This window comes from Gimesia fumaroli (genome assembly GCF_007754425.1).
In the GTDB taxonomy this organism is placed as follows: domain Bacteria; phylum Planctomycetota; class Planctomycetia; order Planctomycetales; family Planctomycetaceae; genus Gimesia; species Gimesia fumaroli.
Window position 1 is genome coordinate 2,979,193 of the sequence record NZ_CP037452.1, and the last position, 13,537, is coordinate 2,992,729.

Below are 13,537 nucleotides of genomic sequence, written 5' to 3' on the forward strand. Positions count from 1 at the left end.
TAACTTTAAGTCAATTACGACAAGAAATCTTACGATAACTTTCATTGATGAACCAGACGTTATAGCATGATCCCATTTGGTACGACAGCCATTCAACTCAGGGGGTTCAAGAGGTGTGATTCTGAATCCCCTGTCGCATGTATCTCAGCTGATCGAATCTCTGATTATATGGTTTGAAGTTGAATTCGTCCAATCGGTCAGGAAAAGCTTTGGGGTACCAGTTGCTTTCTGAAGAACCTTTAGTCGAGAATCAGGCCGTTGGATCTCCGATCAAAGTCATAAAATCCGGCTTTTTAGTATCAAAATGCAAATTTCGGGGAGCGATGCTACTAGGGGCAAAACAGTGCTGATATACTCCAGAGCAGACGGTAAGGACCGTTCTTACAAAGTGGAATCCCCTGATTTTTTTAGAAGTTGAAAAGCGAACAGGTAATAGAAACGATGAAAGTTTTAGTGATTGGTCAGGGGGGGCGCGAGCATGCTCTGGTCTGGAAACTGACCCAGTCGGATAGTGTCAGTCAGGTATTTTGTGCACCCGGCAATGCGGGAACGCAGTCAGAAGCGACTAATGTCGCCATCAGAGTTTCCGATATTCCCAAGATGGTGGCATTTGCGAAAGAAGAATCGATTCGGCTGGCTGTGATCGGTCCCGAAGTTCCTCTCGTCGCTGGTATGGCTGATGCAATGCGGGAAGCGGGAATTGCCGTATTCGGTCCTTCCAAGGCTGCCGCCGAGTTGGAAGGCAGCAAATCGTTTGCTAAGCAGATGATGTGGAAAGCCAATGTACCCACCGCCAAGTCAGAAACGTTTTCCAATTTCGAAGCGGCAGAAGCCTATCTGGAAGAGCGTGAAGAACAGCCTCTGGTGATCAAAGCCGACGGTCTGGCAGCGGGAAAAGGGGTTTTGATCTGTGATACGAAACAGGAAGCCCTTGATGGCATCAAGTCTCTGATGAAAATCAAAGAGTTCGGTGACGCCGGGAAGACGGTGATTATTGAGGAAAAGCTGATTGGTCAGGAAGTCAGTATTCTGGCAATCGTCAGTGGATCCACGATTATTCCCCTGGAAACATCACAGGATCATAAAGCAGCCTATGACGGTGACAAAGGACCGAATACCGGCGGCATGGGCGCTTACAGCCCTGCTCCCCTGGTTACGGATGCTCTGATGGATGAGATCATCGAAAAGATTCTGGTTCCAATGGTCAATGTGATGAAAATCGAAGATCGACCGTTCAACGGAGTACTGTATGCCGGCCTGATGATTACCAATCAGGGGCCGAAAGTACTGGAATTCAACGTGCGTTTTGGTGATCCGGAAGCGCAGCCCGTGTTGATGCGACTCAAGACCGATCTGGCACAGTTGTTACTGGCGGCTGCGGAAGAACGCCTGGATGAAATGGAGTCTTTGGAATGGGACGAACGCCCTGCTGTCTGTGTGGTGATGGCATCGGAAGGTTATCCGGGGGACTATGAAAAAGGCAGAGTGATTCGTGGTCTGGGTGAAGCTGCTGAATTGGCGGATACCAAAGTCTTTCACGCAGGAACCACGTCCAAGGACGGTGAAGTCGTCACCGATGGTGGCCGGGTACTGGGAGTGACGGCGATTGGAGATTCCATCAGCGATGCGAAACTCAAAGCCTATCAGGCGGTGAAATGCATTCGCTGGGATGGTGCCTGGTGTCGGAAAGATATTTCGGATAAGGCTCGTTGAGCCCTGTTTTCACTTCACATTTGAGTCAACGCCTGCGTAAAGAGAGCCATGCCTACAGAGATTCGAACCTGCTTACTGCCGCTACTGTCAGAACCTGAAGACTATTCAGGGAGTGTGGCTGTGATTCTGGATATTTTGCGTGCCTCTTCCACAATCAGCTATGCTTTGAACTCAGGTGCGACAGCTGTGATTCCCTGTGAGGAAATTGAGGAAGCGCAACAGATTGCTGATGAACTCAAACAGGCGAGCGGCGAAGAAGTACTGCTGGGCGGAGAGCGGATGGGAGTCATGATTGAAGGGTTCGACCTGGATAACTCCCCTGCCCGCTATCCAGCGGAAACGGTAGCGGGAAAGCAGATAGTCTTTACGACCAGCAATGGAACACGGGCTCTGAAGCATGCTTTACAGGCGCGGCGGATTTTAATCGGCTCGTTTCTCTGTCTGGATGCGGTGGTAAACGAACTGAAAAAATCGGAGGGAGTCGTTTATCTGGTGTGTGCAGGAACAGATGGAAGTGTGACGGGGGAAGATTGTTTATGTGCCGGTGCGATTGCGACCGAATTGCAGAATCAGACCGATCAGGAACTGGTTCTGGATGATTCGACCCGGATTGTGATCGACCATTATCGATCTCAAATCCAGCACGAAGAGGGTGTGTTGAAGGGGATCCGTGCCAGTCTGGGCGGTCGGAATCTGATTCGACGTGGCTTTGAAGACGATATTCGATTATGTTCCGAGCGCGGCCTGATTCCCGGGGTACCAGAGTATCATCATCAGTCGGGGACGATCACGTTAACGACAGGTGCCTGAAACCAAATTTATTCACCAATTGAAATCAATTCATGTTTTAGAGTGTCTTTGAAAGACAAGATTGAAAGACCAGTTCAATGAAAAAAGAGATGGAGAAAATCGTTGCGTTGTGTAAACGGCGTGGGTTCATTTTTCAGTCATCCGAAATCTATGGCGGACTTCAGGGGTTCTGGGATTATGGTCCTCTTGGAGTCGAACTGAAACGAAACGTCCGGGAAGTCTGGTGGTCTGACATGATTACCACGCATAATGAGCTGATCACACCGGAAGGCGCGCCCAAGCCGTTCTCCATGACCGGCGTAGAAACGACAATTATCATGCATCCCAGCGTCTGGAAAAGTTCCGGGCATTTTGATCTGTTCCATGATTTTATGGTCGACTCCAAAGAATCGAAGGCCCGTTTTCGCGTGGACCATGTGTCTGTCGCTGTCGCGTATGCTTCGGACAGCACTCCGGTTGCCTGTGAAACGTACATGGCGGATATCGGAGAAGAAGGTCTTTCCAAAACAAAACGCAAACGTCTGGAAAAGGCACTGGCAGAATATGAGAAAACGCAAGGCCTCACCCCCAGCGAAACACCGGAGATTCGCGTCTGTAATCTGATGGATTACAGCAAGATGCTGGTTGCTGCTGAGATTCCCGCGACAGGAAAGCTGGAGCCTCGTTGTCCTGAAACTGGGGGGGAACTGACGGAGCCACGTGAATTCAACCTGATGTTCAAGACAATCATTGGTGCCTTGTCGGGCGAAGAAGGGACGGCATTTCTGCGTCCGGAAACCGCACAGGGGATGTTTGTGAACTTCAAGAATGTCGTCGACAGCGGACGCGTGAAGTTTCCGTTTGGGATCGCCCAGATTGGAAAAAGTTTCCGCAATGAAATTACGCCCCGGAATTATATCTTCCGTTCACGTGAATTCGAACAGATGGAGATGGAATTTTTCTGTCATCCGGATGAATCGTTCGAATGGTACAAGTACTGGCGCGACCGTCGGTATGCCTGGTATATCAAACACGGGATTGACCCAGGCAACCTGATTCTGCGCGACCATACACCGGAAGAACTAGCTCACTATTCGGTGGGAACGGCCGATGTGGAGTATGCGTTCCCTTTTATGGAAGAAAATGAGTACGGGGAACTCGAAGGAATTGCGCATCGTGGCGATTTCGACTTACGGTCACATATGGAAGGAAAACTGATTCGCGAAGGCGATCAGCTCGTGGTCGAAAAGAACGAACACGGGCAGCCTAAGTACAAAGGGAGCGGAAAAGATCTGACTTACTTTGATGATCAGACGCGCGAACGATTTGTGCCTCACGTCATCGAGCCGGCTGCCGGTGCAGACCGGGCGACGCTGGCGTTTCTCTGTGAAGCGTATTACGAAGACGAACAGCCTGATGAAAAAGGCAAGATGCAGACACGGACGGTGATGCGGTTCCATCCCAAGCTGGCGCCTGTGAAAGCCGCCGTCTTCCCCTTGATCAAAAAAGCAGGAATGCCGGAAGTGGCTTCCTCAATTTACGGAAAACTGCGTGCAGCAGGTATTCAGGCCGTGTATGATCAACAGGGAGCCATCGGTCGCCGTTATCGTCGACAGGACGAGATCGGGACTCCGTTCTGCCTGACTGTAGACGGAGACACCGAACAGGATAATTGTGTGACATTGCGTGATCGAGATACACTGGAACAAGTCCGTATCCCTGTCGGCGATGTTGTTGCCGAGATTCAAAAACGGATTCATGGATAAGTAAATTGATTCGCCCTCTAATCTGAGGTATCAGCTGAAATAAAGGGAGCCGCTCATGGCCAACGATAAAATGGACCGTCGCGTTTTCGGAAAATATCTGGCAGGCAGTACGGCTGCATTTGTAGCTGGTGCGAATACGGCGTCTGCAAAAGAACCCGTCGTCGATGGTATCACGCGGCCTTCCAATACCCTGATTCTAGATGGGGGCGGTCAATCGGTCTGGAATTCAACCGCGCAGCATACGCGAACCAGTGGCTGGGTTTCGCCGGACGGCAAAGTCTTCCATGAAGCAGCCCGAAATATTCCGATTGTCGAAGAAGATGAAGTCATTGTCTGTGGCGGCGGCCCAGCGGGTTTCGCGGCGGCACTGGCTTCCGCCCGGAGTGGTGCCAAGACTAGATTGCTTGAAGTCAATGGCTGTGTGGGCGGCGTCTGGACGGCTGGTGCGTTGACTCTGATTATCGATGCACAGAATAAGCCGGGCATTATGCGTGAGATTCTGCGAAAGCTTGATGAACGCGGTGCCAGCAATACACTGTCGAATGGCTCTGTCGCGTATGATACCGAAAAAACCAAACTGCTTTTGGAAGATATGCTGCTGGAAGCGGGAGTCAAAATTCAACTGCATACACGTGTGGTTGGAGCGGTGACGGATATCAATAACCGTTTGTCTGTGATCGTGACCGAATCGAAGTCAGGACGTCAGGCTTGGCGGGCCAAGTCGTTTATTGACTGTTCCGGCGATGGCGATCTGGCGGCGCAGGCTGGTTGCGGCTATGAATTTGGTCAGCCGGGAACCGGTTTGACGCAGCCGATGAGTCTGATGGTTTTACTCACAGGAGTGACAACGGACGGCATTGCCCCATTCGTTCGCGGCGATGCTGAGCCTCGCAAACTGGGGAATCCGAAAAAGAATCTGCTAGCCGAATTTCAACGTGCGGGCGTCGATCCTTCTTATGGTGGCCCTACAATCTTTCGTGTTCGAGATGGGCTGTTTGCCATGATGGCCAATCATGAGTATGGGACTCTCTCTATTGATGCAGCGCATGTAACAGATGCGACGCTGCAGGCAAGGCGTGAAGTTCACAAGCTGGTTAACAGCCTGAAAACATTAGGTGATCCCTGGACGAATCTGGAGATTATCGCGACTGCCGAACAGATCGGGACGCGGGAAGGCCGACGGATTTTGGGGCGCTATCATGTGACGGCCGAGGATTTAAAGAAGGGGGCTCGTTTTGATGATGCGATTTGCCATGTCCGATTTGGAATCGACGTGCATTCAACGAATCCTGGCAAGACGAAGGCGATTGAGAAGAAACCGTTCAAATCGAAGCCTTACGATATTCCTCTGCGGGCCTTGATTGCCCGGGATGTGACGGGGCTGATGATGGCCGGGCGTTGTATCAGTGGTGATTTCATTGCACATAGCAGTTACCGGGTCACCGGAAATGCAGTGGCGATGGGAGAAGCCGCCGGCGTGGCATCTGCGGTTGCTGCATCTACCGGAAAACTGCCGCACGAAGTCCCCTTCTCTGAAGTCTCGAAGCAGCTGGATCAGATTCGGGCTGAGAAAACACAGCAGGTAAAGAGCTAAAGAGAAGCAGAGTCGTGTATTTAACACAACCATTCTCAAAGAGCGGCTGAAGGGAATCGAACCCTCGTCACCAGCTTGGGAAGCTGGGGTAATACCATTATACGACAGCCGCTGAATGCTGTTATAGACAGGCTAAACCTCTGACAGGTTCAGGTCAAGTAATTTGACCGCCGACTTAGAGTGGTGCATCCAGGATTTTTTCCAGCGATTTCGCACGATCGGTAAAATCGATTTCGACGGCACTATTCATTCCCTGGAACAGGATCTTATTGAACCGAGGGTCGATCTGCATTTGCAGAATGGTGTCTTTCATGACGTTGTCTTTGAAGCCAATGGTATTTCCTGTTTTTGCATCAAGAACTTCAAACAGGAATGAGTAACTTCTGACTTTGGATTCGGTACGGATTTTACTCATGAAAATCAGGAAGGGAAGTTGATATTCTGATGTATTGACCCAGGATCGTTTTGGCAGGTTGCGATTCCAGAGTATATTTCCCGACTGCTTTTCAATGGCGATTAAATTATTGTCGACATGCACCACGTTCAGGAAGGAGTCGCTGACGTAAAAGTCATTGTGTGGTGAGCGTCGACGAGGCGATGTATAAGAAAAGTTAAAGTAGTATCGATTCTGATCCGAAAAGCCGATGAACTTACTCAGGTTTTTGAGCAAATGGTCAGGGACCGTGGATTCGACAAGCGTTTCTCCTGTTTCCACATTCAGGACGCGCAGTCTGTTGGGAGGCAGCAGGATTGCAAGTTCTGTCGGAGAAATCTGGGTTGACAAGCCCGAGTTTGAGATGGGTTCATCCAGCAGGAACCGGTCCGATAGCGGATCCCACAAGCGGACGCGTTTCTCGGTGGTGGATGTTGTCTGGTAGAACAATTTTCGCCCGAACGCATGCCGGGCGCGACTGTTTAAATCCAGTTCGCCTTTGCGAATCAATTCACCGGTGATGGAGCTGTAGACCTCATAGTCGGTACGATTGATGTTGAATGCGACAACCGCTTTTTGATCGCCGATGAGTCCTTTGCTTGAATCACTGAGGTACCCGGATTTGGATGGGATATTTTTGCGCTCCCATAACACTTTTCCGGTTGCCGGATTTAAGCCGAACAATCGATTGTCCCACTGAAAAATACAGACTCGGGGGCCTGAGGGGCCGACATAAAACAGAGACTGGGAATTGTTCAAATCACTAAATTCTGCATTCCAGAGTGGGTCTGAAATTTCATCTTGCAATTCCAGGAGTGAAATGCCATGAATTTTGCGTTTGCTGCCGAGCGGTATGAAATGACCGACGCGTGAAGTCTGTGAATGGTAGGGATAGGAAATGCTGTCGGAGACGTTAATCTTCCCAATGTTTTGTCCTGCGTGTTTGTTGACCACAGTGAGGATCGGTCCTTTTTTCAGCAGGAGTTGAGAAACCTCGAGTGGTGGCAGAAACTTGCGTTCATAGCTTCTGTAAGGTTTTCTGGTTTCAGGAGCAGGCATTCCCGAATATTTCTGTTTGATCGAGATGTGAGAAATTTCGCGGTCGATGGGTTGCATCGTTTGAAAGATGGACCAGACTTCTGAACCTCGATTGAATTGTTTGACATAGTCAGCGCCTGTCATGCCCGAAGCGAGCGCAGCATCTGCGAACTTTTCGTCGAGTTCTCTGAGTAAAGTTGCTGCCTCGTGCGGCAGGCCAGCAGACTCCCATAATTCCAGTAGCTGACATGTTGCCGTTGCTGCGATTTCAGGATCTGGATTTGCGCGGTTTTCCAGTAGCAGGAATTCGGCCTTTTGATTTTGCCCGCGTTGAATCAGTTTTTCTGCCAGAACACTGCGAACGGGAATTGCCTGGGCCCAACTGCCATATGTATCCAGGAAGGATTCGAGAGCTGTAATCGACCCCTCTTTCAGTGCCGCCTGCTGATCGAGTGAAATCATCGCATCGACGGTTTCTCGTTCCTCTCTGTTCGCTTTCGTGGTGACTTTTTCCATCAAGCCGGAGATGAGGCTTTTGACCGTCACCAGATGATTGGTATCACCGGCCATTGCCAGAGGTTGATTGACTTCGATCTTCTGGAATTCTTCTGCCACTTCCATCAACGCCTGATAGTCTTCCTGTTGCAGCAGGTATTTTGACTTGCGGGACAGAAATCGACCGCGTTCCAGAGGCGTAGTCGCGAGGGCTTCCAGTTTCGCCAGCAAGTCGTATTCATTCTGGTCGGTATGATTCAGTTCTGCATAAAGCAGTTCCCGCAGCAGGGATTCGGAACGTTTTTGAATTGACTCCGTTGATTTGACTGCGAGCAGTGCTTCGAGTTTTAGCTGGGCACTGGTTAAGTTCCCGAGTGCCAGATCCAACTCCGCTTTCAAGAGTTGATCGCTCTGGGCCTGTGCAGAATTGAGGGGTTGATTTCTGGTTGTGGCGAGGCTGGAACGCATCGCTTCTGCCTGAGAGAACGAATCGATCTGCCAGAGACCCAGTGAGATGATTTGTCCCTGATGTGCGATCAGATTTCCGGGATACCAGTCGCGTTGTGGGAATCGTTCCGTCAGTTTGGGGTCGACAGCCGCGGCAGTCTGGAATGCATAGCTGGCTCCCTTTCGCAGTTTATGTTTGAATTCCCGATTCAGGATCTCCGAGATCTGAGTCGTTTTATTGAGTGTGAAGCCGGCTTCTTTTCCTGTTGGAATATGAATGCTGAGCACGCTGCCCGATTTGATTGGCAGCAGATAATTTTCTTCAGCTAAGAATCCTTTTCCTGAAATCGTTCCCGATTGCAGATGCCAGAGTTCTCGACCGTCTTTAATATGGCGGCCGCGACAATAGTCAGAGCCAACCACCAGTACAGTCTCGTCAACCACAGCCGCGATGTACTCTCCATCTTCCCGGTTGACTTCATTCCAAAGCGCTGCGCCGGTCTTCAAGTCAATACAATGAATATAAGGCGAACCATTGGGGAGATAGAAGATGCGATTCTGATCGATCACAGGCGCGCTGGTCAGGCCGGGGTGGCCGAATGAAACAGGTCTGATATAGCGCTTTTGTGAAATCCTGCGGTATTGGTCTCCTTCGCCGTAATAATAGTTCCAGAGTAAGTCTCCATTTGTTGCATCAACGGCGACCAGTGTATCGATCTGAGTCGGACAGACAATGATTCCCTGGCTGCTGGCAAGAGGGCATTGCTGATAGGAACGGGTTCGATCCGATTGAATTGGCTGATTGACATATACGATGCCTTGTTTCCAGTGGATGGTTCCATCATGCGAATTGAGACACAGCAGAGAAATCTGACTGTTATGCTCGGCGATGGCATAAAGAAATCCGCCCACAGGTAGTGGCGCTCCCAGAAAATAGTAGCCCTCCAGGCTCCAGGCGGGCTGTGCTCTAAGTGAGGTTCCTGGGGGGAAAGTAGATGGTGCTGTCGTGGAATTCTGATTTGAAGAAGCGCTGTTCTGTTTCAGCGGCAGTGCGACCAGACGGTTTCCTTTTTGGGAAACCAGTGGAAAATAGGAACGGGTACGACGCAGTCCCAGGTTTAATTGGGTGGGTGGTACGGGATTTGGTAGATAGTCAATGGCAAAGACGAACTGCCCGTTACTGGAAAGTGAGCCATAGATCGAGCTGTAATTGTAGAATTTCTCCAGCGGCAAGTTTTGTGAGTACGCGGAATGGGAGGGAGTGCGTTTTTCCAGCTGATTGATTAAATTGCTCAGGCTCCCTTCACTTTGGAAGATCCAGGATGTCTCGCCTGATTCCAATTCAACGGCGCGGACCCCTTCAAAGTCACGATAGATGACGAGGTCTCCGACAGCGATGGGCATATTGGCAACTGCCGTGGAGAGGTTTTCAAGGTTACGCTTGCTTTCCCAGTGAATCAGTGACGTGAGTGGACGCGCCTGTTGAGTGCGACCGATGGGATGGCTCCAGCGGGGATTGAGATAGGGTAAGCTGGCATGAGTGGACTGGTTTCGTTGTGCATTTCCCTGCGAGACAGGCCATTCCAATTTCTGCTGAATGGTGGCGTTTTTCAAAGGGGCATCCAAAGCCTGCATGGCGAGCTCCAGACTGCTTTGATTGCCGCGCCAGGTGACGATGGTTTCTCCCCGGACTTCCAGAATTTGCGCTAGTTTTTCATGCTGACCGGATTGCTGATAGGCGACAGCTGCCTTGAGAAAATGAACGGGTTGCATCCGTGCCTGATGGATGCGACTGTTGATCAGCAGATCCCAATAACGAGCGGCAAATTCGAAATTACCCTGCTCCATGTAATGGGCGGCCAGATAATTCAATGCTTCAAAGCCAGCCTGCAGAGGAAAAAACTGCAGTGCCAGCAGCTCATACATGCGGAGATCATTTTTTTCTCGGGCTTGTTCCAGAAGCCAATTGGCCTGCGGACCGGATATGCGCTCGTAGTCGGCTAGCGTGCGTGGTGTCGCCGTCGAAAACAGTTTGCGTGTTTCTTGTCTGAAATTCAAGGGGCGTTTCAGGTCATCAGGCCAGAAGAAATAATCTTCCTGATGGTCCAGCAGTTTTTCTAACTGCAAGGCACCTTCCGTGAATTCGCGATTGTGGAACCTTGCCTGCGCCCGTTCAAACTGGGTTCTCAGGCTTCGATTTCGATAGATGCGATGAATTAGTGCATCACGGTCTTCTGAAACTTCTTCGGCAGGTTCACTCTGGTCAGGAACATCTTTCTCGGCTGGCGGATCCAGGAACGCGATCAGTTGATTCGGCGCGGGTTCATTTTCAGACAGCAGGAGGGCACACGGGTAAATAAATAGAATACCAGCGAAAAAGAGAATTCTGGCATAAACATTACTCAGAAAATATCGTACTGAGAATGGAGGAAACAATCGATTCATCCTACAGATTCTCCTCAGGTCAGAAAGAGATGCCAGTCTTTAAGCGCGTCTGTGAATAGAGACTGCGTTGATTGTAGCATAATCAGTCACTCAACAGACAGATTACTTTTGAAACAGAAAACCAACCTGGAGCGAGCAGAAAACAGAAAGAGTGTGACAGAGAATCACTTAGGGGTTACAATGTTGAATGATATTCCTCTACGCTGAAATTGAGAATAGACAAAAGCGGCTGGGTCGATTATATTTGCGATTAAGTTTACGCCGTTTAAATAATAAGTCGATGAATGTACATTTCAAAGGGCTACCCCATAATGGCACGGATCAGTTCCTTCAGAATCCAAGGGAAATTCCAGCAGCGGCTCTCTTATGGTGTGGGGCTGGCGATCGTTCTGGGTATCTCTGCTCTTGGATTTGCCGAAAATAACAACAAGGTAACTGTCGAGAAGCATGCAGAACCGGTTGTTGATTTCACGCAGCAGATTCAGCCTTTATTGGCCAAGCATTGCTATTCGTGTCATGGTCCTGATGTACAGGAGGGCGGATTGCGGCTGGATCAGAGCGAACAGGCCTTTCAGCAGTTGGAGTCAGAAGCGACCGCAATTGTGCCTCGGCATCCTGAGAAAAGTGAGCTGATCGCGCGGATCACGACCAAAGACGATGGTCTGCAGATGCCACCCGAGGGAGAACGTCTTTCCAGGGAACAGATCGACCTGCTGCAGAATTGGATTCAGCAGGGCGCAGAATGGAAAAAACACTGGGCATTCCAGCCGCCTCAGAAAGTTACACCACCACAAACCAAAAACAGCAAGTGGGTCAAAACCCCGATCGATGCGTTTATTCTGGCGAAGCTGGAAGAAAAAGGGCTCTCCCCCGCTCCGTCAGCCGACCGGGTGACGTTGATTCGTCGGGCTTATTTCAATCTGACCGGCTTGCCTCCGGCACCCGAAGAAGTCGATCAATTTGTGAATGATCCTGCACCAGATGCCTACGAGAAACTGGTTGACCGTCTGTTGGCGTCTCCCCGTTATGGAGAGCGCTGGGCGCGTCATTGGCTGGACCTGGTCCGTTATGCCGATACCAACAGTTTCGAACGAGATGGCGTGAAACCCAACGCCTGGCGTTTTCGAGATTATGTGATCCGCTCGTTCAATGAAGATAAGCCTTACAATCAGTTTATCAAAGAACAGCTGGCGGGTGACGAACTGGATCAGGTGACCAATGAAACCATTATTGCCACCGGCTATTATCGACTGGGGCTCTGGGATGATGAACCCGCTGATCCGTTACTGGGCTTCTATAACGAACTGGATGATATTGTTTCCACGACGAGTCAGGTCTTTTTAGGGCTCACCTTGAATTGTGCCCGCTGCCACGAGCATAAGATCGATCCGGTTCCCCATGAGGATTACTATCGTTTTCTGGCATTCTTTCATGGATTGAATTCTTATGGAACCCGTGGTGATCAACTCTCTAATAACCAGACTGATATCACAGGCCCTGAGATTTCCGCTCAATATGCGAAATATGATGCACAACAAAATGAGCTGAAGCAGAAAATGCATCAGATCGAAGAGACCGGGATCAAAAAGATGTCGGGCGTGGATCAGAGGCGATCCGAAACACGCGAGCGCGGGAAGTTGCTCAAAGAGAAACTGAAACAGCATCTGGAGCCGGAACAGTTTCAAACCTATCAGGGTTTGAAACGTGAGATGAAGGAGCTGGAAGCACAGAGGAAAAAACTGCCTCCGCGAAAAATGGCGTTGAGTGTCAGACACAGTTTAAAAGAGCCGCGTGAAACGTTTGTCTTGTTGCGTGGAAATCCGAATTCACGTGGCGAGAAAGTGGAACCCGGTTTTCCGGAACTGTTTGGTAAGACCAAACTGCAGGTCCCCGAACCTCGCAAAGATCAACCGACGTCAGGCAGACGACGTGCTCTGGCAGAATGGATCGCCAGCGGAGATAACATGCTGACTTCGCGCGTGATTGTGAACCGGGTCTGGCAGCATCATTTTGGTCGCGGCATTGTTCAATCTCCGAATAACTTCGGCCAGTTAGGCGTGCCTCCTACCCATCCGGAGCTACTGGACTGGCTGGCGCTGGAGTTTGTCAAGAGTGGCCAGTCGTTCAAGACACTTCATAAGTTGATTATGATGTCGAATGCGTATCAGATGTCTGCACAGTATTCCGATCAAGCAGCAGCGATTGACCCGGCGAACGATCTGTTCTGGCGGTTTAATATGCGGCGTCTCAGTGCGGAGGAAGTGCGTGATTCGATCCTGGCAGTGAATGGCCGTTTGAATCTGAAAATGTATGGTCCCGGGTTTTATCCGGAGATTTCCAAAGAAGTCCTTCAGGGGCAATCCAAACCGGGGCATGGCTGGTTGAATTCTTCGGAAGAAGAACGGGCACGGCGCAGTATTTATATTTTTGTGAAACGTTCATTGATTACTCCCCTGCTCTCTAATTTTGACTTTGCCGATACGGACAGTACGTGTGCCGTCCGATTTGTAACCACACAACCCGCGCAGGCCCTGGGCATGGTGAATGGGGCTTTTGTGAATCGTCAGGCAGAATTGTTTGCTGACCGCATCATTGAAGAAACAGGGACAGCGCATCCTGAGTTTGTTGCCCGGGCGATTCGGTTAGCCTATGGACGCGAAGCACAGACAGGAGAAGTGACCGATGGAGTGCGTTTGATTGATACTTTAATCAAACAACATTCACTCGACGAAAAACAGGCTTTGAACTATTTCTGCTTGACGATTTTGAACCGCAACGAATTCGTTTATCTGGATTAGCGACTTTGGAAAGAATGAG

6 protein-coding genes and 1 tRNA gene are annotated in these 13,537 nt (G+C 50.1%); 5 read left to right on the plus strand and 2 right to left on the minus strand.

Annotated elements, in window-relative coordinates; genetic code table 11:
• Positions 1–432: 432 nt before the first annotated feature.
• From purD to Enr17x_RS11400, 4 genes are all read left to right on the plus strand, one after another.
• Entirely contained in the window at positions 433–1,713 is a 1,281-nt protein-coding gene (gene purD, locus Enr17x_RS11385) for a phosphoribosylamine--glycine ligase (protein WP_390622551.1), read from the plus strand.
• Between the two features lie 48 nt (positions 1,714–1,761).
• The gene (locus Enr17x_RS11390; protein ID WP_145308777.1) at positions 1,762–2,523 is read left to right on the plus strand and encodes a 2-phosphosulfolactate phosphatase; all 762 of its coding nucleotides are present in this window, start codon (positions 1,762–1,764) and stop codon (positions 2,521–2,523) included.
• Positions 2,524–2,600: 77 nt separating this feature from the next.
• Entirely contained in the window at positions 2,601–4,268 is a 1,668-nt protein-coding gene (locus Enr17x_RS11395) for a glycine--tRNA ligase (RefSeq protein ID WP_198001103.1), read from the plus strand.
• A 55-nt stretch (positions 4,269–4,323) separates the two neighbouring features.
• The gene (locus tag Enr17x_RS11400; protein WP_145308779.1) at positions 4,324–5,862 is read left to right on the plus strand and encodes an FAD-dependent oxidoreductase; all 1,539 of its coding nucleotides are present in this window, start codon (positions 4,324–4,326) and stop codon (positions 5,860–5,862) included.
• 41 nt (positions 5,863–5,903) lie between these two features.
• Here the strand turns inward: Enr17x_RS11400 and Enr17x_RS11405 are convergent.
• Positions 5,904–5,974, minus strand: a tRNA-Gly gene (locus Enr17x_RS11405).
• Positions 5,975–6,037: 63 nt separating this feature from the next.
• Positions 6,038–10,720, minus strand: a complete 4,683-nt coding sequence (locus tag Enr17x_RS11410) for an outer membrane protein assembly factor BamB family protein (RefSeq protein ID WP_145308781.1) — start codon at positions 10,718–10,720, stop codon at positions 6,038–6,040.
• 311 nt (positions 10,721–11,031) lie between these two features.
• Between Enr17x_RS11410 and Enr17x_RS11415 the strand changes: the two genes are divergently transcribed.
• Positions 11,032–13,518, plus strand: a complete 2,487-nt coding sequence (locus tag Enr17x_RS11415; RefSeq protein WP_145308783.1) for a PSD1 and planctomycete cytochrome C domain-containing protein — start codon at positions 11,032–11,034, stop codon at positions 13,516–13,518.
• Positions 13,519–13,537: the final 19 nt, after the last annotated feature.

What these genes read in the sequence shown, in the direction of transcription:
- Enr17x_RS11415 (WP_145308783.1), top strand. Translation starts at nt 11,032, where the DNA reads ATGGCACGGATCAGTTCCTTCAGAATCCAAGGGAAATTCCAGCAGCGG.
- Enr17x_RS11400 (WP_145308779.1), top strand. Translation starts at nt 4,324, where the DNA reads ATGGCCAACGATAAAATGGACCGTCGCGTTTTCGGAAAATATCTGGCA.
- Enr17x_RS11390 (WP_145308777.1), top strand. Translation starts at nt 1,762, where the DNA reads ATGCCTACAGAGATTCGAACCTGCTTACTGCCGCTACTGTCAGAACCT.
- Enr17x_RS11395 (WP_198001103.1), top strand. Translation starts at nt 2,601, where the DNA reads ATGAAAAAAGAGATGGAGAAAATCGTTGCGTTGTGTAAACGGCGTGGG.
- Enr17x_RS11410 (WP_145308781.1), bottom strand. Translation starts at nt 10,720, where the DNA reads ATGAATCGATTGTTTCCTCCATTCTCAGTACGATATTTTCTGAGTAAT.